Origin of the sequence: Planococcus sp. MB-3u-03 (genome assembly GCF_002833405.1) — a bacterium.
GTDB lineage: Bacteria > Bacillota > Bacilli > Bacillales_A > Planococcaceae > Planococcus.
Map to the genome: position 1 here is coordinate 3,083,227 of NZ_CP025135.1, position 19,827 is coordinate 3,103,053.

Below are 19,827 nucleotides of genomic sequence, written 5' to 3' on the forward strand. Positions count from 1 at the left end.
AAGTGTAACTGAATCGCGCATAGAAAAATGGAGAAAACATGCTCGAATCGGCATACCTTCTCCTCGCCATTCCCTCATTTTTTCGCTTTCTGCACTGGCATATCGAGTGGCGTAAAGTAATACGAACAGTCCGGCCAGCCCAGTTCTTCGCTGAGGATGTCAAAAGTCGAGCGGAAAAATTCCTGCATCGCTTGAGTCGGTTGGGACGAGTCGGCGACTTTATCGAGCATCAGGAAGTATTCGCTTAGCGAAGCTTCAAAATACGCATCGGCAGGCTTTAAGCGTTCGCTGTCGAGTTCTTTATTGACGAACGGGTACGGCAGTACAAAAAACGCGGGCACATCAACATTGCCGTCGCCGAGCCAGAACCCGTACTCTATGAAATGTTCATCGAACGCCGCTTTTTCGATGACTTTGTCTTCCGGATACGGCTGGCGGATGCCTGGCAAAACGAGTGACGAAACGTCGAAGGTTCCCCAGAACAAAGCAGGCTTCATTTTCCGGGAGCGCAGCGGACCGATAAACTTCAGCTGTTCAGCAGCCGCAAAATGAAAGAGTTTGAGCCCGCGTATCGCCTGTTCCCAGTTGAAGGTTAGCGGCGTGTCGTCTTCGTTGAGATTGTTCTTATACGCCATCTCCTGCGGCTTCGGGTTGATCTTCAACTCAATGCCTTTCGATGCCAGCACTTCGAAGATCTCTTCGAAATAAGTTTTAATCGATTTGGCCGTTTCAAGTGCCACGGACTGAACATTCCCTTCGACATTAATGAAGATTCGGCTTTCGTAAATATCCAAATCGACTTGAAACGCACGATCTTGATGGAACAACAAGCCCGTCGTAAACCCGTTTGGCGTCACAGCGAGTGTGACGTGTGCCCATTGCGGCTCTTGCTGGGCGGTTTCGAGTTTAATCTTGCCGAGGATCTGTGAAATCAAATGCAAAGTGAACTTTGTATCAGCCCATTCGGAATGCTTGATCACATCCATTTTATTTTCCTCCTCTGGATTTCAAATCCATAGGCGCCGGCAGTTTCTATTCCTCCTTATATTCGACATGCTTGCTGACTTTCCTATCCAATTGATGGAAAAAGAGGGACAAATACCGGTTTAAAAAAGCCATACGAAAAGCCGTTCCGAAAATGATACCGGAACGGCTTCGTAAGTTGATGCGTCACGTTTTACTTCTCAATGCTTAACCCCTGGCACATCTTTCCGGACCACATCGAACAGGCCTGCGCCGATCACTTCAAGCGCTGATTGCATGCGTTCTTCGGAGACATTGTCTTCAATAGTGTCTTGTGGCGTGTGATAGACTTTTTCAATGTGGTAGACGAGAGGGTTCCAGCTGTCGATACCCATCCAGATGAAGAGGGCGGCCGGGATGCCTGCATTATGGAACGGTACATGGTCACTCGAGCCGAACTGGCCTGGGAGGATGTCCGAGTTCCCGAGGCGTGCACCGGCAGCGACGGTCGATTCAGTGACGATGTTGCTTGAGCCGTCGACGGTCATCGCATACAGATTTTCCGCTTTCTCGTAGCTTGTCGCCACCATGTCCGGATTGTAGACCGCTTCGATCTTGTCACGCTCCGCCTGGCTCAACTGATCGACGTAATAACGTGCGCCAAGCAAGCCGCGCTCCTCAGAACCAAAGGCAATGAACTTCATGTCCTTATCGGTGTTGTAGCTTTTGAAGACGCGTGCCAATTCGAGCATCAGGGCTGTTCCGGACGCGTTATCGTTCGCGCCCGGTGCACCGACGACGCTATCCATATGGGCCGTCAGCAGCACTTCCTTAGCATCCGCATCTTTCGATTTCGCTTTTTTCGTTCCGATGACGTTGACCGATTCGAGGTCCGTATAATGCGTCGCGGTCAAGTTCAGGCTGACCGGCCCATCCGCGAGCTGTTCTTTCAGCCATTCGCCTTGGATGTACGCCGCCCCGTATACCGGCACGTCATAGGATTTCGTCAGGTTCGGGTTGAACGTCGAGCCGTAGTTGCCGCGGCCGCCGACGACACTTTGCAGGATGACGCCCGCTGCTCCCGCTTCGATCGCGTTATCGACTTGTGTACGATAAGCAGCGGTCGATGACTCGCGCGTCAACAGGACAATCTTGCCTTCGGTATCTGCCGGGAAATCGGCTGCCGATGCGCCGCCCTCCACGTAAATGACCGGTGCCTCAACTGCCTGCTGGCTCACTTTGCCGTTCGGCGCAGCGCCCATTTCCCAAACGGTGCCGTCAGAAAATGCAGCTTCCCCGATATACTGGTCCGCTACCGGGAAGTACTGGTACTCGACGTCAAAGCCAAGCCCTTGTAACGTGTCCGCCACATAATCAGCCGCTTCTTTCTCCCCTTCGAGTCCGCCCGGGCGGGAACCGATTTCTTCAGACAAGTAGCGGATGTGCTCAATCGCCCGCTCCGCATCGACGCGGTTGACGATCTTCTGATCATGCGCTGCGCCGGAATTGCCGTTCGCCGCATAGGCGACGCTTGCCGTGCCCGAATCCGCGACCGGCAAGGTCATTGGGGAGACACTCAAGACGAGCGCCCCGGCCAGTGTATAGCTCAGGAATTTCTTTTTCAGCCCTGTGGTTTTCACTTCATTTGATAGATGGTCTTTTTTCATTCGACAGCCACTCCCTCGTCTGGATTATTTTCGGATCAATTGGTAAACGGATGCACCGACCAAATCGCCTGCTTCTTTCAGGCGTTCTGCGCTGATGAATTCAATCGTATCAAGCGGCGTGTGGTAATACGGCTCAAGGTTCGCCGTGCCCGGCTCTCTGCGGATAAAGTTCACTGCCGGAATGCCCGCTTCGTAGAACGGCACGTGGTCGGACGATCCGCGCTGATACAGAATCAGTTCAGACGGCGTGCCGATGCGTTCGCCGGTCGCTTTCGCGGTTTCCGTGACGATGTTCGCCTGGCCATCGAGCGTGTTCATGTAAATCGCCGTGGCGTTGTCCCAAGACGTGCCGACCATGTCCATATTGAAGTTGCCGATGCTTCTCGCCACTTCGTCCTCTGTCAGTTCGCTGACGTAATGGCGCGAGCCGAGCAAGCCGATTTCTTCAGCGCCGACAAAGACAAAGCGCACTTCTTCATCGATCGGATAGCTCTTCAAGACGCGTGCAATTTCGAGTGCCACGGCCGTACCGGATGCATTGTCGCTCGCACCGGCCGCGAACGGCACGCTGTCGTAATGCGCGCTGACGTGGACGATGCCGTCACTGCCGCCTTTTTTCGGCGTGCGTGTCGCGATGATGTTTTCCGAGGTCGCGCCTTCAAACGCCTGGACGGTCAACGTGACAGTTGCGTCCGCTGCCAGGACGTCCGTTTTCAACGCTTCCCCGCTCGCTTTGGTGATGCCGCCGACCGGGATGGCCATTTCATTGCCGCCGAGTGACGGATTGAGCGGCCCCGCCTGGTCGATATTGTTATAGATCAAGACGCCTGCAGCCCCTGCTGCTTCGGCATTCTTTACTTTTTCCGCAAAGGTGAAGCCACCGCGTTGGATCAAGGCGATTTTCCCTGACGCGTCCGCGCTGAAATCAGCCGGATAGCCGAGTCCCGCATCATACAGCTGCGCCGTTAAGCCTGCGTCAGCTGTCGCCGCGGAACCCGATGGAATATTGATCAATACTTCATCTCCCGATTCGGTATGCAAATGCCCAATCACCAAATTCGGGATGCTGAATTCCTGTACCTCGACTTCATAGCCGTAGGATTCAAGGCGCTGTTCCAGGAAATCCGCGGTTTCTTTCTCCGCTTCGGTTCCCGCGACGCGCGGGCCGATCGTTTCGGTCAGATGGTAGACATCTTCATACATCCGCTCCTGGTCGATGCGCGCAATCACTTTCTGGTCGAATGCCGCGCCGCTTTTCCCTGGAGCTGCTTGCGCGGCCTGCTGTTCGAACAGGCCGGTCGGTGCTGCGTAAAAACTGGACGTGACGAGCAGCGCCGATAAAAACGCCGTTTTCCACTTCATGTTTTTCAATTCATCTTCCTCCTTTTAATGGGTTCTAGTTACAGCCCTAACAAGTATTCCCTTCTACCCGAAAATTTCCCTTCCCGAAATATTAAAAATGGTTACAAAGTTATAGAATATTCAGTCATTAGAATAGAAAGTACTACCAGCTTAATGAAAATCAGGAAGTGTCCTAGGACTTAACTAATACTCCAAAAAAATTTAGGGAAAGCTTTGATCGTTTTAATCCTGTCGCGGGGATGATTTGGCTTATTTGCATATAGAAAAAACTCCCCTTTCCAGGAGAGTTCAGAGCTCAGTATTTATGGATTTTGTGCTTCTGTCAGTTAAATGGGCCATTTCACCAGCATCCCGGCATGGGTCAAGCCGCCGCCGAATCCGTACAGCAGCAGTTGGTCGCCCGCTTGGATGCGACCGTCTTTCACGCCTTCGGCAAGCGACAACGGAATCGAGCCGGCAGACGTATTGCCGTAATATTCGAGTGAATAGATGGTGTTGTCGAGCGATAGCCCGCTTCTTGTACAAATCGATTCGATGATCCGCAAATTGGCGCTGTGTGGCACGAACCAATCCACTTCGCCAGGCGCTACGCCTGCTTTCTCCATCAAGGCATTGACGCCTTTTGGCACCGTATTGACCGCCCATTTATATACTTCGCGGCCATTTTGCCAAACGACATTCGGGCAGCCAAGTCTTCTCCGAACATTTCACCTGCCAGGTCTGTGCAATACAAATTGCTCGCCAAGGCGCCGTTGGTTCCCATATGCGATTCGATAAAGCTCGGATTGTCTGCGTCGTGTTCGACCAGGACCGCCCCGCCACCGTCGCCGAACAAAATGCATGTCGAGCGGTCAGTGTAATCGAGGATCTTCGAGAAAGTTTCCGCCCCGATCACCAGGATTTTCTTATGCAAGCCAGAAGTGATCAAGCCGTTCGCCATCTGCAGGCCGTAAGAAAACCCTGCGCACGCTGCGTTCAAATCGATCGCTCCCGCATTCGGGATGTTCAGTTTCGCCTGAACCATTGCGGCCACGCTTGGCGTTTTGAAGTCTGGCGTCATCGTGCAGGCGATGATCAAATCGACATCGTCGAACGATTTACCTTAACGCTCCGCCAGATCTTGTGCCGCTTTCACACTTATATCACTCGTAAATTCGTGTTCTCCCGCAATGCGGCGCTCTCTGATGCCGGTGCGTTGGAGGATCCACTCGTCATTTGTTTCAACCAATTGTTCCAAGTCTAAATTCGTCAGCCTCTTTTCGGGTACATACGATCCGATGGCTGTGATTCGTGCTGCTGATCTGCTCATTCATACACCCCTTTAGCTTACTCACCTCATTTTAGCACCTAACATTAGTATTAGGTACCAATAATTTAGATGAATGGGTAAATACTTTTAATTACATAATATTTTTAGTAGCTTTCCGATTCATAAGTCATGTACTGTCTAGGAAATAAGAAGCCTAATGCTACTGCAGCATCTTGTGGTAACTGTTTTCTCGGTATTCCCTCAGCTCTCTAGTTGTTTGTGTAAAAAGTAAAAGCTTCAAAATGATAAGAAAAACGTTAAAAAATGAATAATAAATCTGATGATGAACAGATCTGTTACAAAGAGTTTTCTTCAAGCGAACAGCTGGGACTCGCCCTTCAAAATCGATCTGTGGAATAATGGGCATAAGAAAATTTATTCGTTAGGAGGCGCTGGAATGAAACGAAACCGAATCGCAAAAATGGTGAATTCCGCAGGCTCCTGAAGCAGGCGTTCGCCATCAACCAACGCTCCCTCCCTTGGGCCAAAGCATTGGCTGCCGGCATCAGCTCGGGCTTCCTGTACTGATCGGGGTCTTATTGGGCCAGTTGCAATACGGGCTGATCGCAGGGCTCGGGGTTTAGCATTTCTTTATATGTTCAATGAACCGTACGCGCTTCGATCGAAAAATCTTTTTCGCCGCACTCGGTTTAGCATTTTCTGCAGGGCTCGGCGTGCTGTTGTCGCAACAACCAATTCTTGCCGCAATCGCAGTCGGTCTAATTGGCGCGTTGGCGGTGTTCATCTTCGGCGCCTATCAATTCACAGGGCCGACCGCGATCTTTTTCATTCTGGTGTTTTGATCAACAATAATATGACAGAAAATCCGGCGCTATTCCTATTGCATGGCTTTCTCGTGTTCCTGGGCGGCATGCTGTCCTGGCTGATGGCGATGTGGGCTTATCCCTTCAAGCCCCATGCAGCAGAAGCAAAGGCCGTGAAACAGGGATACGTGGCACTCACCGCTTTGGCTGAATCGGCCGGGTCCGCTGAGTTCTATGAAGTCCGCCAACATGCCTGGTCCACCTTGAAATCCGCCGAAACGGCTCTCAGCAATGCAAGCGCTAAATGGACGCGCTCGAACCGGCTCGTCCAGTTGACCTTATTGCATGCGCAAGCAACATCGGTTTATGCCGAAATCATCAAACGCGGCGACCGCTATTCAGCCGTATCGAAAGAAACCGTGGAGAATTTGCGGCTCATCGCTTCATCAGTCGAAGCGTCAGGCAAAAAATCCTTTGCCGCGGCACCGCGCCTGCAGACGGAAACAGGAGATGCCTTAACCGAAAGCACTCGAAAAGCTTATGACATTCTTACAGGCCAGCGCGATAAACGGACGCGTGATACAGAACTAAAAGCGGAACCGTTCAAGGCCGTCTTTGCTAATGCTTTCAATAAACATTCCATGGTATTTTTCGCCGCCATCCGCTTCGGTGTCGTCTTGGCGTTTGCGGCATTCGTTGCCCACTTCTTGCCGATCGACCCATCGTATTGGGTGCCATTGTCGGCTGCCGCTGTCATGTCCGGCGCCACGATCCTGTCAACATTCAACCGCTCGCTTCAGCGGTCGGCTGGCACCATTGTCGGCATTGTAGTTGCCGCTGTCATTCTGTCCTTTCAACCGGATGGGCTGTTCATTGCGTTGATGATTTTTGCATTGACGGCGCTCACGGAGCTTGCGATTGTGATGAACTATGCCGTTGCGGCATTCTTCATCACGCCGAACGCATTGATGATCGCGGAAAGCACGTCGCAGATCGGAGACCTTTCCTATTTCGCTTCCGCGCGCATTGTCGACGTCTTGATCGGTTCTGCTATCGGGCTGATCGGGGTCTTATTGATCGGCAGGCGCCGTGCGTCAACGTTGCTCCCTCCGCTCATGTCCAAAACTTTGCGAAGCCAGCAGCGCTTCATGAGCCTGCTGTTTTCACCCTATAGCCCAGACATCGAGGCACAACCGATCGAACAAAAGAAAATGCGCACCAACCTAAGCAATTTGAAGTTGGTACTCGACACAGCTCAAGGTGAATTGCCGCAACGGCCACCAAATCTCGCCCTCTTGCAGCAGGTGTTTTTCGCTTCCGAACAGCTCGCCTTCCTGCTCGAAAATGCAGCGCAAAAAGACCGGCTTGCCTTATCTCCCGTTCAGCTCGGACAGCTCCATTTGTTTTTCGAAATGATGGCGAATGCGTTGGAAGGCAATTGGCCATTTGCGGAGCACGTGATTCCGGAAATCCCGGGATTCCCGGAAATCGAACAGGAACTCGCCGCCTTGCAGGAAACGGTTCGAATGAGCACACGCAAAATCGAATTACACGAACAAGACGAAGCCTTGGAATAGGCTTCGTCTTTTTTTGCGCATGTAAACTTTAAGCAACTGATTGCGATGGTTAAACTTTTAGCTTTTTCTATTAAATAGATAAAGTCCCGCTGCTTTTTTGCAGCGGGACTTTTCATTATTGCACATCGTTTAACCTGTCATGTTGCTGTGCACGAGCTTGCTTCAAATACGAAATGCCAATCAATGGGCAAATGATGAGGCCACCCACCATGATCCATGTCAGGGCCCAATTATTGCCTCCGGAAGAAATAAGTACGATCAAACAGTTGAAGGCAATAATGAAGCCCCGATACTTTTCGATTGCGGCCACATATGATTTGAACATATTTGCCTCATTCTCCTGTCATTTTTTATCTTAGTTCTGTTGTATGCCTAGTGGGATGTCCATGTATTTCCGATAGGCGCCACTACCGTTTTCCTGATAAATCCGAATAGACTCAACCTCAAAGCGGCAAGTGTCCAGCTCCTCACTGGCATGCTCCGCTGTTTTCAATTGACGAAACGGAACTGCTGGCTCGAAATGAGCGGATAAGAGACGAGTTGTGCGCTGTCTAAATCTTCGGCGTGCAGATCCACCGCCGTAATCTGGCTATTGTCGTACGTTGTGTAATAGTAAATCCCCTTGTCCATATTGCAGCAGGAAGAATATAAAGTGTATTCGAATTTCCCGTCCTCTAGCGCATTGAGCCCTTTCGGCTGCGCCACCGATTTCAGGATATGAAAGAACTGCCCAACACTGTCAGCTTCACTGCTGCCGGATGCCGAGTTGAATTTGGTGAATGTGCCCTAACAAAACGTGAAGTCGAGGACAAATCGCCCGGCAAACCGATGCCGCCCATACCGAGGCTGTAAGGCTTGAGGTCTAATTGTTTCGAGAAACGATTTTCAGGGGCGGAAGCTGTCAACGATAAATACTGGTTCAAATTGAACAAATGGTAGCCGAATTCGGGATTATTCGCCAGCACGCCGACTGGATTATCGTAAACTTTCAGCCCTTCTTTTACAGACTCCACGACGATTGACTGCTGCTGGTCGGAAATCGTCCAGTGAAGTGGTGCGATTGGGAGCTGTTCACTGAAAGGAATGTCCGCCAAATTCAGTTTCGACAACAGCATTTTTGCTTCCTCGACCGTTTCACATTGACCTAAAATCCATGGAATGAATTCAAAAGGCGCGATATTGTCTTTGTCCAGATCTTCTCGATGGAAATGAGCATTTCCCGGGAAATTCAACCCCGCCATGCTCAAGCCCTTTTCATTGGTGGCGTCGTAGTATAACGGATAATGGTCGATAACCGCTGCCATGCCGATCAAGGCATGATGACTCATCATGTCCTTGGCTTTACGAAAGTGAAAACGAAAATTCCGCGGTGTGATGGTCACCATTTCATTATAGGAAACATCTAAATCGAGATTGCGGCCGAAATAATGATCTTTTGTCCCAAAGCTGATCGCTGTGCACATAACTGTCCGCCCCGCTTTCTGGTTTGTGGCATTGTTCGCTACTCCCTTTATACCCAAAGTTCCATTGGCTAAATATTCATTCGTTTTCCCTCCCGAAACTTTCTTTCCCCTCTCCTTTTCAGTTGCTATACTGAAAAAACTTTGCCGTAGACACACTCGATTTCGGGGTGGTATCCTACTCAAGTACTTGCAGGACGGGGGAATTCAAGATGGAACAAGAACGATTCGACAATCTGAAATTAGGCGAGCGGGGCGCGATGCTCAGCATTGCTACATATATTATTTTATCCATTATTAAATTATGGGTTGGCTACCTGGCTGGGTCGGAAGCGTTAAAAGCGGATGGCTTGAACAATGTGACGGATATTGTGGCATCAACAGCCGTATTAATTGGTTTGAAATTATCCCAAAAGCCGGCAGACGCCAACCATCCTTACGGGCATTGGCGGGCAGAGACCGTGGCTTCTTTGGTGGCCTCGTTCATCATCGTCGCAGTTGGGCTGCAAGTCACCTACTCAGCCGTCGTGTCGATGTTCCAAGGTACTAGCGAAACACCTGGGCTGCTCTCGGCCTGGACTGCAGGATTTTCTGCTATCGTCATGTATTTGGTATATCGATATAACAAAAAGCTAGCGGAGCGCATCAATAGCAAAGCTGTTGCGGCGGCCGCAAAAGATAATTTATCCGATGCCTGGGTGAGCATCGCCGCGGTCGTCGGGATTGTCGGTGCCCAGTTTTACCTGCCATGGCTCGATCCGCTTGCGGCTCTTCTTGTCGGTGTATTGATCGTCAAAACCGGCTGGGGCATCTTTTGGGAAGCGACTCACGAACTGACGGATGGCTTTGACGAAGAACTTATCAAATCGTTCAAAGAAACTGCGCTCAATACGCAAGGCGTCACCGAAGTCCGCGAAATCCGCGCCAGAAATTACGGCAATCGGGCAGTCGTCGATGTTACCGTTTTGGTGCCAGGTGATTTGGACATTGCCGTCGCACACGACATCTCGACCAAAGTGGAAGTCAAACTCATGAAACGCTATGATATTTCGGCAGTCCATGTGCATGTGGAGCCCCATTAAAAGCTTCGGCAATTGCCGAGGCTTTTTCTATTTAAAGCATTTCTCAATATGCCTTCGCCCAATAAACCAGCTCATCCGCTGGTTGACTACAATATACACATGTTTCCGACACCGCTTGCGATTCGAATGGAATACAGCGAGAAGTAGCTTGGGTCTGTTCTTTTATTGCGTCTTCACATTCACGTTTTCCGCACCACATCGCTTTGATGAAACCGCCCTGGGCATTTAAAATCTCGCTGAATTGTTCCATTGACTGTACCGTTCTTGTTTCCGACAAGCGATGCGCAAGTGCTTTTTCGTAAAGTCCATGTTGAATTTCTTCCAGCAGGCGAGCTATTTCCGTTTCTATCTGGTTGTTCGCCACCTCTATCTTCTCTCCGGTGTCTCTGCGGACCAATACCACTTTTTCCTGTTCAATGTCTTTTGGCCCGATTTCCAGGCGCAGCGGGATGCCTCTCATTTCCGTTTCGTTGAACTTCCACCCTGGCTTTTTATCGCTGGCGTCAATATCAACACGCACATCGGATGATAGCGAGTTTTTAAGATTATATGCAGCATTCAGCACGCCTTCTTTATGCTGGGCAATCGGTACGATCCTTACTTGGACAGGAGCAACCGCTGGCGGAAGGACCAATCCCTGATCATCGCCATGGACCATGATCATTGCACCAATGATGCGTGTTGTGAATCCCCAGGATGTTTGGTGGACCGGCTGGAGGGCACCTTCACGGTCAAGGAACTCGATGCCGAACGATTTGGCAAACCCTGTGCCCAAGTTATGGGAAGTCGCAGATTGCAAAGCTTTGCCGTCATGCATCAAGCTTTCGATTGTATAGGTGTAATCGGCGCCCGCAAACTTCTCTTTTTCCGTCTTGCGGCCTTTAATCACTGGAATCGCCAGCACCCGTTCGCAGATATCCGCGTATACTTCGAGCATTCGGAGCGTTTCTTCATGCGCCTCTTCTGCCGTTTCGTGGCATGTATGTCCTTCCTGCCAGAGAAATTCCAGGGTTCTCAAGAACGGGCGTGTCGTTTTTTCCCACCGCACGACATTCGACCATTGATTGTATAACTTCGGCAAATCCCTATAGGAATGGATAATATTTTTATAGTGCTCGGCGAACAGCACTTCGGAAGTCGGGCGGATGCACAGTCGTTCTGCCAGTTTCTCATCTCCTCCATGCGTCACCCAAGCTACTTCCGGTGCAAATCCCTCGATATGGTCTTTCTCTTTTTGAAGCAAGCTCTCTGGAATCAATAACGGCATATAAACATTTTCGTGCCCCGTGCGTTTAATCTCCCCATCCAATGCATCTTTAATATTTTCCCAAATCGCATAGCCATAAGGACGGATCACCATCGACCCCCGTACACTCGAATAATCCACGAGCTCCGCCTTCGTCACTACGTCGGTATACCATTGTGCAAAGTCTTCATCCATCGCCGTGATTTTTTCAACCATTTGTTTTTTCATCGGATTTCCCTCTTTCGTTTTATTTTTGAACAATAAAAAGCGCCGCTCTAATGAAGGGACCCTTGGAGGTGGTACCACCCTTCTTTAAAGCAACGCTTTACGCTCTCAACGGATAACGGTATCGGCCGCTGTATTTTTCAATACAGATTCTGAAAGGCAGGTTCAACAAAGGCACTTTGGGTATCTTCCAGCTTTCGATCCCCTCTCTTGAAAAGCCCCGCTTGCTTACTGGTCCTTAAAATTACAAATTGTTTAGCAATTAAATTCTTATTAGATTAATTGAATTGTCGTAAGTTGTCAATAAAACCTTTAAAAAAATTCTCAATTATGTAATTTCTTCAAAGAAAGCAATTCCACCAGTCAACGTCATCTTCACAAAATCATACTGCCCGCCGTTCGTCGCTTGTACGAAAGATTCCGTTTCCTTAAATCCAAGCTTTTTATACAGCTTGATCGCCCGCTCATTGAACACCGCTACTGATAAAGTCATGTTTTTCGGGCGGTACCTTATTTTGGCAAACTCCAAGCCTGCTGCCAAGAATGCCGCGCCGTTGCCTTTTCCGGTCAACTCCGGTTTCATTCCAAGCCCAATATCCACCGTATCTTTATCAGATTGTTGAAAGCTGTAAAACCCAATGAGTTCATTTTGGGAAAGAACCACAAAATATACGCCCTCGCGTTTTTCAGGATCTAAAAACTCCTCTAAGTCCTCCGGGTCTGCGTTCATATCATAAAAGGAATATTCTCCTTGATAACGCCAGCTTGCCGCAATATCTTCCGCTTGCTCCTGCGTCATGGCCTGAAAAATATAGTCCATCCGCTTTTCACCTCTTCATTCCCAAGGTCTTCATGTCGACCAGTAAATTTTCCCTTCACGCTCACCCAAACTGGTGAAACCCGCTTTTTCCAAAACCCTGGCCGATCCTGCATTATTAGGGTCGCAGCTCGCGATAATGCGCTCTACTCCCTCTAGCTTAAGCCCCCACTCAATAATTGCTTCGGCCATTTCCGTCGCATATCCATAGCCTTCATAAGCGGGAACGATGCTATAGCCCAATTCAATTTCTTTTGGATTGTCGGTACTTCGCCGAAAGCCCATATCCCCGATGACACACTGGTCTTGCTTATGGATAATGAGCCCTTCCCATTCGTTTTCCTCAGGGAAATGCCGGTAGCGCTGAATTTTATAAGGAAGAATTTCTTTATAGGTTTCACTTGGATACCCACTGGCTACGGAATAGCCTGTGGCCTGTTCCAGCTTGTCCCGAGTAGAGGTCGCGGCTTGCATCATTTCTGTCGTGAAAGTCATCAACTCTAACCTATCTGTATAAAGATGCGGCATTTTTCATCCTCCTTCAATTTTCAAGATTTTATTCAAAGACAATGGACGCAAACACCCCTTTACTGAACGTACACATTCTCTTCCATGCCTTCCTCTTCTTCAAAAAGCTCGGCTTTTCCTGGTTTCATGACAAAAAACGCCAGCACGACAGCTCCTGCCAGCATAATTACTGCTAAGACGACAATCGTTATCCTTAATGAAATGAAATCCGCTAGCAGGCCGACTCCCAACAGAAAGACAATTTGCAAGGTGCTTTGAAACAGCTGGAAAATGCTTGTGATGCGCCCCATTAACGCCACCGGAACATTATTTTGATAGAAAGTGGCGATGCCGGCGTTCATGAAGACGATGAAAAAGCCCAAAATCAAAAAGCCAATCATGACCGAGATGAAGGACCAAGAAAACGCATAGACCACGTAGCCAATTGTCGTTAAAATCAAGCCATACACCATCATCGATCTGATAGAGATTTTAGCGGAAAATACCGACAGCAATAGGCCACCGCTCACCGAACCGATGCCGGTGAGGCTGATCAATAAGCTGTAGTCGAGTTCCGACAAGCCGATCACTTGCTGGGTGAACACCACTTCCTGCGCATCCATTGAGAAGGAAAAGATAAGGACAGCTGTGAAGCCCAGATAAATACATGTGATGTATTTATTTTGCGCGATGAAATCAGTCACGACCTTAAAATCGCTGATCACTTGGGAAACGGTCAGCGATGGGATGGATGCACGATCGATGTCTTCCAGTTTCGGAAGCCTCATGACCAATAACGCTGCCAAAACAAAGAATAAGGCATTGATCCACAAGGTCGTCTCAATCGTACCGCTGAGAATTAGCACACCGCCGATTGACGGGCCGATAATGAACGCCCCGGAAGACGTAAACGAGTGAATCGAGTTGAATCGTTTCCGCTTCCCTGTTGGCACCAGCATCGTGATGTAGGTCACGGAGGAAGGGCCGAAAAAGGATTTCACAATGCTCAGGAAAACCAGAATAACGTAAATGACCAGAACATTAGGAGCCAGCGGAATCAGCGCGATGAATCCAGCCCTTAACAGGTAAGTGAAGATGATCACCGATTTCTTGCTTCGGTAATCGATGAAACTGCCTGTCCAAAACTTCGTCAGAATATTGACGATCGGCCCTACAATCCACAGTCCAGCGACAGCCGCAGCCGATCCCGTCATTTGATAAACGATGATATTGATCGCTACTAAATAGATGAAGTCCCCGATGCCTGCGATTCCAAGTGACAGCAAGAGAACCGCTGGATCTTTCCACCCTTTTAGTTTTTTGTCCATCCTACTTCCCCTTTCCGCTGAGCCGATTGTTTAAAAGTCTATTGTTTAGTCGCTTTTACAATCAAAAAGTTTGGCGCTTTCATCAAACGTCCGTACCGCTCAGCATCCAGCTCCTTGAACCTTTTTGTGGGTCTTGGTTCAATGACCTGTTCTACTGAAAAGTGCTGCAGTGTTTTCGTTAAGATGTCGCCCAGCGGCCTTCTAAAAAACGGGACTTCGTAGACTTTTCCTTCCTTTTTCCATGTGTCCACGATCAATTGTTGAGAAGTATTCCATATCACGTGACAACTTAATATCGGTGAACGGATGATGGACCGAGAACAGCAACTCGCCCCCAGGTTTTAATATGCGGCGGAACTCTTTGAATGTGAACTCCCAGTCTTCGATGTAATGGAGCGTCAACGAACTGACGATGTAATCGAATATTCCTTCTTCGAAAGGCAAAGCATCCGTCAAATCCAAACACATGACATCTGCTTTCTCCCCGATTCGTCTCTTAGTAGCAGCGGTCATTTCTGGACTCATATCCACAGCAGTCACCTGCGCTCCTTTATCGACCAATTGTTCTCTGTACCACCCTGCCGCACATCCGGCATCCAATATTCTTTGGCCATTTAGATTCTTTGGCCACTGGGCAAGCATTGCCGGTCTTTCGTACTCACTATTGTATAAATTCTGTGTGTCTGTCGAATGTTCATATGCGCCAGCAAGATTATTGAAGGTTTCTTTGATTCGATTTTTCATGATTCACTACTCCTTCATATTCCAAAGATTATTATACCAATAATTCCCACGAGCCATTTGTAATAATTGAATTTTACATCATTTCAAATGCTGGTAAAGTTCTTCTCAATAAAAAAAAGACATCCGCTTGGAATGTCTTTTTCACTGAATATGCTCTTTCGCTTCAATATCTTTCACGATGTCTTCGAGCGTCAGGTTCTGGAACACTTTTTCCATCGCCGACTGAGCGGCCATGAAGATCGGCTCGATGGTGCTTTGGATGTTTTTGCCGACCACACAATCGGGATGCGGCTTGTCGTGGATGCTGAATAATTCGTTCACCTCGACCACGTTCACTGCCTTGTAAATATCGAACAGCGTGATTTCCGATAACTCTCTCGAAAGTTTAGCGCCCGCCACTCCTGGCTGCACTTCGATCAATCCTGCTTTTTTCAGCATTCCCATGATTTTTCTGATGACCGCTGCATTGGTGTTGACGCTGCCCGCGATAAATTCGGAAGATGAGGCGGTTTCTTTATTCAAATCAATTAACGCCAGTATATGGATTCCGACGGCAAATCGGCTGCTGATTGACATGTTGAGCCCTCCATTGCTTATTTATGTTGAATTTCACATGATGTAATTGTTTCGGTTACAAGTAATTGTAACAAATTTCGAGTTAAAAATATATTAAATCCAACCTGTTGACAAGTTGGTTACAAGTGAATAAACTAAACGTGTAATCAATTCAGTTACAAGAAGAAATGAACAGGAGGAATTATTGATGAAAATTTTGGTGACAGGGGCAACAGGAAAACTGGGCTCAAAAGTAGTGGCATCTTTATTGCAACAAGTACCTGCTAGCGATCTTGCTGTAAGTGTCCGCAATCCCGAAAAGGCTGAAGACCTGCGCGCTCAAGGCGTAGACGTTCGCCACGGTGATTTCGATGCTCCGGAAACATTGGATCAAGCTTTTCAAGGAATCGACCGCTTATTGATCATTTCAACCGACGGCGACAACGAAACAAGAATCCGCCAGCACGAAAATGCGGTTCACGCCGCCGAGCGCGCAGGGGTTAAATTTATCGCCTATACGAGCCTCGCCAATGCGACAGAAAGCAAAAACCTGATGGCTCCGCCGCATGTAGCGACAGAAGCTGCCATCATTAAAACGGGCATCCCTTATACATTCCTTCGCAATAATTGGTATTTGGAAAATGAAATAGGCAGCATTCAAGCTGTGGAAGCAGGCGCGCCTTGGGTCACTTCGGCTGGAGAAGGAAAAGTCGGCTGGGCTTTACAGCAGGATTACGCCGACGCAGCTGTCGCCGTATTGACTGGCAGCGGCCATGAAAACAAAACTTACGAACTTTCCGGCCCCTTGTTAACACAGGAACAACTGGCTTCGGCACTTGGTGACGTATTGGATAAACAAGTTCCAGTGAAGCAAGTAAGCGACGAAGAATACGCAGAGGTCATGAAGAGTGCCGGCGTGCCGGACTTCGCCATCCCGATTGTCGTCGGCATCCAGGAAAGCATTCGCAACGGTTCGCTCGAAGTCGCAAACAGCGATTTCGAACAAGTTCTCGGACGTCCGCTAACACCGATCAACGATGGTCTGGCGCAGCTGGTTTCAAAATAAAAACTACAAAAAAAACGGAGCTGATCTTGTCGATCAGCTCCGTTTTTTATTATGTGCATAACTCACCTCTAATTAAATTGAGCATCCTAGTTTGATCTCTTTTGGGTTTTCAGTAAGAAAAAGGCGCTGCTTCCCATAAACCACCCACCTGCTACAGCCAGCGCAGTCCCGACGGCCACCGCAAAAGTGGATAAGTATGTGGATATATACATACCTGCCATAAACATTATTAAGCCTGTGGAAAACATAATCATGGTTTTTGTCATTTCCTACAGCTCCTTCAACAGCTTATCCCCCATTTTAAGAAGAAAGCAGCTCAATTTCAATCGCTAAGCTGCCCCATTCCTGTTCACGCGCTGGCGAATAGAGGGTGTGGATGGATTTCACGCGTTTTTCAATATTGTTATCCACAATTCCGAATTTCTCAGCAGGAATGTCTTCAAACATTTCCCGAAACGTAGGATATGTGCATAACTTTGTGATTTTCACCGTTAGTTTTTCGTCTTCGCCGGGCAGTTGCGTGAATTCTATCGTGTCTTCCTCTTTCAATTTTCGTCTCTTTGGATCGTATAGCCTGATTTCGATCGTTTTCTTTCCGGACTGGATTGCCCGGAAAGGTTCTTCGTAAAGTTTCATTTTGTGCTCCATCGATATCCTCCAAAGTCATCGTTAGTAGAAAAAAGTTCGAGAAATTTATTCTTTATTACCATAGGCCAAGCGCTTTCCACCATAGGCCGCCTGCGCCAAACCAGACCACAATGTGGATAAGGGAAATGATGAACCCAAGGCTCCACCATTTCTTTTGGCTGACATAGCCGCTTCCGAAAAAGACCGGAGCCGGGCCAGCGCCGTAATGCGTCAAGCAGCTGAACAAGTTCGAGAAGAACGCGAGAATCAGTGCTGACAGGAGCGGTGGTGCGCCTGAAGCCACGATGACCGACAAGAACGCCGCATACATCGCGCTGACGTGAGCCGTGTTGCTGGCAAAGAAATAATGAGAGTAAAAATAGACGATCGCCAGGATTACTAAGGTCATCATCCACGACATTTGTCCGACGGCATTCCCCATCAAATCGCTAAACCAAGGAATCATGCCCAATTCGTTCAAATACGTCGCCATCATGACAAGTACAGAGAACCAGACGAGCGTATCCCAGGCACCTTGCTCTTTTTTGATATCCGACCAGGTCAACACGCCGCTGAGCAGCAGCACACAGAGTCCCACGAACGCGCTGGTCGTCGCACTGATGCCGAAGTTTCCGCCAAAAATCCAGAGCGATAACAGCAGGACGAAGACGCCGATCATATAGCGTTCTTCTTTTTTCATCGGCCCCATTTCCTTCAATTTCTCTACCGCAATGGCAGAGGCTTCCGGTGTTTCTTTTAATTCAGGCGGGTACAATTTGTAAATCACAAAAGGAATGAGCGCCAAACTGATCAAGCCGGGCACTAATGCAGCGAGCGCCCAACCGCCCCAAGTGATTGTCTCTCCTGTGATTTCCTGTGTAATCTGGACAGCGAGCGGGTTCGCGGCCATAGCCGTGACAAACATCGCCGAAGTGATCATATCTCCTTGGAAAGAGACCTTGACCAAAAATGACCCGATGCGCCGCTCCGTGCCGTCTCCGACTCTCGAGTCGTACGTTTCGGAAAGCGAGCGAATGATCGGGAAAATGATTCCGCCGGCCCGTGCCGTATTCGATGGCATGGCTGGTGCCAAGATCAAATCACTCAGCAGCATCGAATACGACAAGCCGAGCGTTTTCTTGCCGAACAGCCGGACAAACAGATACGAAACCCGTGTCCCTAAGCCGGTTTTGATAAATCCACGGGAAATGAAAAAAGCGATGACAATCAGCCAAATGGTCGTGTTTTGAAATCCGCTTAACGATTGTTCCAAGGTAAGGATTTGGGTTAACGCAATCACCGTCAGCGCAAGAATGGCCGTGCTTCCCATCGGTATCGGTTTGATCACCAATGCCACAATCGTAGCCACAAAGATACTGAACAAATGCCAAGCATCCGTTTCCAATCCAGCAGGTGCGGGAATGAACCAGATAATCGCTCCAATGCCGACACAAATTAAGAGCAACTTCCAGTTCACTTCTCCTTGTTTTTGAGTATTCATCCTACTTCTCCTTTTTAAATACTGTATTTTATGCAAGGAGGATTATACGCCTTTCCGACTGTTGGATTAATATATCCGCTCGGCTATTTTATGCGGATCAGAAACAGGAATACGCTTACTTTTACCCGACAGTTGCCCTCAACCCCGGAACGGCGGGAACGGCATTTAACTGCTTTTGTGTTGTTGTAAATTTTGACTTTTTGTTCACAAAAAATTGTATGCGCTATCAATAGGGATGGCTGTTTTTACGATGATCAACTGACACATAAATTCGAAATTTTCTTCATTCAACTTGTTAATTTTGTAGTTCTCAAACGGCGTTTACGACAGTTGCCTTCCATTCTTCATGATTTGATCGGCAAGGGTCTCAATAGTCCAAGTTCCATCTACAAGTAAATCAGAATCCGGCTGAATCGTTTCGATCATGTTGAGATAAGCGCGCCTTCCATGACTTGCATAATGATTCACTTGTGCCACTATTTCTTCTCCGGAACTATTTTGAAAGTCTCTACTAATTCGCCTGGCCAGGGCAAGATCGAGCGGTGTCTCAATGAAGACAGCCAGATCAATAAATTCTTTCATTTTCGTATGTTGATACGCAAACGGATAGTCTAAAAATATGTATTCCAACGGTTGCTTCAGCAAATCTTTGAGATCTGCAACGATCGGCTCGAGATCCCACTCATGAACATGGGCGCCGCGGTCGATCCATTCCAATACATCTTCCGGCCCGTCCAAGTCGTAATCATCAAAGAACAGCGCTTTGGCGTTATTTGTATGTGTTGCCAAATGAGTGGTGAGCGCAGTTTTACCGCCGCCTGAAACACCAGCGATTGCTATGGTGATGGGTTTATTCAAATTGTTCACCGGCTCTCTCTTATGGAACTATCAGTTTCCGGTCTTTTTCTATTCAACCTAGAGACAATGACAAATAACATAGCTATAAGATTGATCAAAAACATAATGATGTAATAGATATGTGTGTCGCCTTCCATTAGATAAGTGCCGTATCTTAGCGTATTGATCG

17 protein-coding genes and 3 pseudogenes are annotated in these 19,827 nt (G+C 48.4%); 4 read left to right on the forward strand and 16 right to left on the reverse strand.

Features of this window, described 5'->3' with window-relative positions:
* Positions 1-74: 74 nt before the first annotated feature.
* The 4 genes and pseudogenes from CW734_RS16620 to CW734_RS16635 all read right to left on the reverse strand — a co-directional run bounded on the left by CW734_RS16620 (position 75) and on the right by CW734_RS16635 (position 5,301).
* A complete protein-coding gene (locus CW734_RS16620) occupies positions 75-986 on the reverse strand; it encodes a DUF5996 family protein (RefSeq protein WP_101191867.1) in 912 nt (303 codons plus the stop codon).
* 198 nt (positions 987-1,184) lie between these two features.
* A complete protein-coding gene (locus tag CW734_RS16625; protein ID WP_180956228.1) occupies positions 1,185-2,630 on the reverse strand; it encodes a M20/M25/M40 family metallo-hydrolase in 1,446 nt (481 codons plus the stop codon).
* 24 nt (positions 2,631-2,654) lie between these two features.
* Positions 2,655-3,992: a M20/M25/M40 family metallo-hydrolase gene (locus CW734_RS16630; RefSeq protein WP_101192238.1), complete on the reverse strand. Its 1,338-nt coding sequence runs from the start codon at positions 3,990-3,992 to the stop codon at positions 2,655-2,657.
* Positions 3,993-4,318: 326 nt separating this feature from the next.
* Positions 4,319-5,301 (reverse strand): annotated as a pseudogene (locus CW734_RS16635) (ketoacyl-ACP synthase III).
* Positions 5,302-5,903: 602 nt separating this feature from the next.
* Between CW734_RS16635 and CW734_RS18420 the strand changes: the two are divergent.
* Positions 5,904-6,104 carry a hypothetical protein gene (locus tag CW734_RS18420; protein ID WP_157824183.1) on the forward strand — a complete coding sequence of 67 codons (201 nt, stop codon included), beginning with the start codon at positions 5,904-5,906 and terminating at the stop codon, positions 6,102-6,104.
* Positions 6,101-7,642 carry an FUSC family protein gene (locus CW734_RS16640; RefSeq protein ID WP_198551096.1) on the forward strand — a complete coding sequence of 514 codons (1,542 nt, stop codon included), beginning with the start codon at positions 6,101-6,103 and terminating at the stop codon, positions 7,640-7,642. Before CW734_RS18420 ends, CW734_RS16640 begins: the two co-directional genes overlap by 4 nt.
* A 115-nt stretch (positions 7,643-7,757) precedes the next feature.
* Here the strand turns inward: CW734_RS16640 and CW734_RS16645 are convergent, their stop codons facing one another.
* A complete protein-coding gene (locus tag CW734_RS16645; protein ID WP_101191869.1) occupies positions 7,758-7,967 on the reverse strand; it encodes a hypothetical protein in 210 nt (69 codons plus the stop codon).
* 164 nt (positions 7,968-8,131) lie between these two features.
* Positions 8,132-9,105, reverse strand: a pseudogene (gene bsh / locus CW734_RS16650) (choloylglycine hydrolase).
* 209 nt (positions 9,106-9,314) lie between these two features.
* Between bsh and CW734_RS16655 the strand changes: the two are divergent.
* Entirely contained in the window at positions 9,315-10,184 is an 870-nt protein-coding gene (locus CW734_RS16655; RefSeq protein ID WP_101191870.1) for a cation diffusion facilitator family transporter, read from the forward strand.
* A gap of 43 nt (positions 10,185-10,227) precedes the next feature.
* On the opposite strand, the gene proS is transcribed toward CW734_RS16655, so the two are convergent.
* The 6 genes and pseudogenes from proS to CW734_RS16685 all read right to left on the reverse strand — a co-directional run bounded on the left by proS (position 10,228) and on the right by CW734_RS16685 (position 15,627).
* Complete coding sequence (proS, locus tag CW734_RS16660; protein ID WP_101191871.1) at positions 10,228-11,658, reverse strand: proline--tRNA ligase; 1,431 nt, start codon at positions 11,656-11,658, stop codon at positions 10,228-10,230.
* Positions 11,659-11,983: 325 nt separating this feature from the next.
* Positions 11,984-12,475, reverse strand: coding sequence for a GNAT family N-acetyltransferase (locus CW734_RS16665; RefSeq protein ID WP_101191872.1), 492 nt, complete (start codon positions 12,473-12,475; stop codon positions 11,984-11,986).
* A 30-nt stretch (positions 12,476-12,505) separates the two neighbouring features.
* Entirely contained in the window at positions 12,506-13,000 is a 495-nt protein-coding gene (locus tag CW734_RS16670) for a GNAT family N-acetyltransferase (protein WP_101191873.1), read from the reverse strand.
* A gap of 59 nt (positions 13,001-13,059) precedes the next feature.
* Complete coding sequence (locus tag CW734_RS16675) at positions 13,060-14,307, reverse strand: MFS transporter (RefSeq protein WP_101191874.1); 1,248 nt, start codon at positions 14,305-14,307, stop codon at positions 13,060-13,062.
* Positions 14,308-14,345: 38 nt separating this feature from the next.
* Positions 14,346-15,051, reverse strand: a pseudogene (locus tag CW734_RS16680) (class I SAM-dependent methyltransferase).
* A gap of 141 nt (positions 15,052-15,192) precedes the next feature.
* Entirely contained in the window at positions 15,193-15,627 is a 435-nt protein-coding gene (locus tag CW734_RS16685) for an Rrf2 family transcriptional regulator (RefSeq protein WP_101191875.1), read from the reverse strand.
* 187 nt (positions 15,628-15,814) lie between these two features.
* On the opposite strand from CW734_RS16685, the gene CW734_RS16690 reads away from it, so the two are divergent.
* On the forward strand, positions 15,815-16,672 hold the full coding sequence (locus tag CW734_RS16690) for an SDR family oxidoreductase (protein ID WP_101191876.1): 858 nt from the start codon (positions 15,815-15,817) through the stop codon (positions 16,670-16,672).
* A gap of 86 nt (positions 16,673-16,758) precedes the next feature.
* On the opposite strand, the gene CW734_RS16695 is transcribed toward CW734_RS16690, so the two are convergent.
* From CW734_RS16695 to CW734_RS16710, 4 genes are all read right to left on the reverse strand, one after another.
* Entirely contained in the window at positions 16,759-16,938 is a 180-nt protein-coding gene (locus tag CW734_RS16695; RefSeq protein ID WP_101191877.1) for a hypothetical protein, read from the reverse strand.
* Between the two features lie 34 nt (positions 16,939-16,972).
* On the reverse strand, positions 16,973-17,320 hold the full coding sequence (locus CW734_RS16700; RefSeq protein WP_101191878.1) for an ASCH domain-containing protein: 348 nt from the start codon (positions 17,318-17,320) through the stop codon (positions 16,973-16,975).
* Positions 17,321-17,375: 55 nt separating this feature from the next.
* Positions 17,376-18,800 (reverse strand): anion permease, encoded by a 1,425-nt coding sequence (locus CW734_RS16705; RefSeq protein ID WP_101191879.1) that lies wholly within the window; start codon positions 18,798-18,800, stop codon positions 17,376-17,378.
* A 321-nt stretch (positions 18,801-19,121) separates the two neighbouring features.
* Positions 19,122-19,667 carry a nucleoside/nucleotide kinase family protein gene (locus CW734_RS16710; RefSeq protein ID WP_101191880.1) on the reverse strand — a complete coding sequence of 182 codons (546 nt, stop codon included), beginning with the start codon at positions 19,665-19,667 and terminating at the stop codon, positions 19,122-19,124.
* Between the last annotated feature and the right edge of the window lie 160 nt (positions 19,668-19,827).

Excerpts from the sequence above, each read along its gene's own strand:
- CW734_RS16620 (WP_101191867.1), bottom strand. The coding sequence starts at position 986 with ATGGATGTGATCAAGCATTCCGAATGGGCTGATACAAAGTTCACTTTG.
- CW734_RS16625 (WP_180956228.1), bottom strand. The coding sequence starts at position 2,630 with ATGAAAAAAGACCATCTATCAAATGAAGTGAAAACCACAGGGCTGAAA.
- CW734_RS16630 (WP_101192238.1), bottom strand. The coding sequence starts at position 3,992 with ATGAAGTGGAAAACGGCGTTTTTATCGGCGCTGCTCGTCACGTCCAGT.
- CW734_RS18420 (WP_157824183.1), top strand. The coding sequence starts at position 5,904 with ATGAACCGTACGCGCTTCGATCGAAAAATCTTTTTCGCCGCACTCGGT.
- CW734_RS16645 (WP_101191869.1), bottom strand. The coding sequence starts at position 7,967 with ATGTTCAAATCATATGTGGCCGCAATCGAAAAGTATCGGGGCTTCATT.
- CW734_RS16655 (WP_101191870.1), top strand. The coding sequence starts at position 9,315 with ATGGAACAAGAACGATTCGACAATCTGAAATTAGGCGAGCGGGGCGCG.
- proS (WP_101191871.1), bottom strand. The coding sequence starts at position 11,658 with ATGAAAAAACAAATGGTTGAAAAAATCACGGCGATGGATGAAGACTTT.
- CW734_RS16665 (WP_101191872.1), bottom strand. The coding sequence starts at position 12,475 with ATGGACTATATTTTTCAGGCCATGACGCAGGAGCAAGCGGAAGATATT.
- CW734_RS16670 (WP_101191873.1), bottom strand. The coding sequence starts at position 13,000 with ATGCCGCATCTTTATACAGATAGGTTAGAGTTGATGACTTTCACGACA.
- CW734_RS16675 (WP_101191874.1), bottom strand. The coding sequence starts at position 14,307 with ATGGACAAAAAACTAAAAGGGTGGAAAGATCCAGCGGTTCTCTTGCTG.
- CW734_RS16685 (WP_101191875.1), bottom strand. The coding sequence starts at position 15,627 with ATGTCAATCAGCAGCCGATTTGCCGTCGGAATCCATATACTGGCGTTA.
- CW734_RS16690 (WP_101191876.1), top strand. The coding sequence starts at position 15,815 with ATGAAAATTTTGGTGACAGGGGCAACAGGAAAACTGGGCTCAAAAGTA.
- CW734_RS16695 (WP_101191877.1), bottom strand. The coding sequence starts at position 16,938 with ATGACAAAAACCATGATTATGTTTTCCACAGGCTTAATAATGTTTATG.
- CW734_RS16700 (WP_101191878.1), bottom strand. The coding sequence starts at position 17,320 with ATGGAGCACAAAATGAAACTTTACGAAGAACCTTTCCGGGCAATCCAG.
- CW734_RS16705 (WP_101191879.1), bottom strand. The coding sequence starts at position 18,800 with ATGAATACTCAAAAACAAGGAGAAGTGAACTGGAAGTTGCTCTTAATT.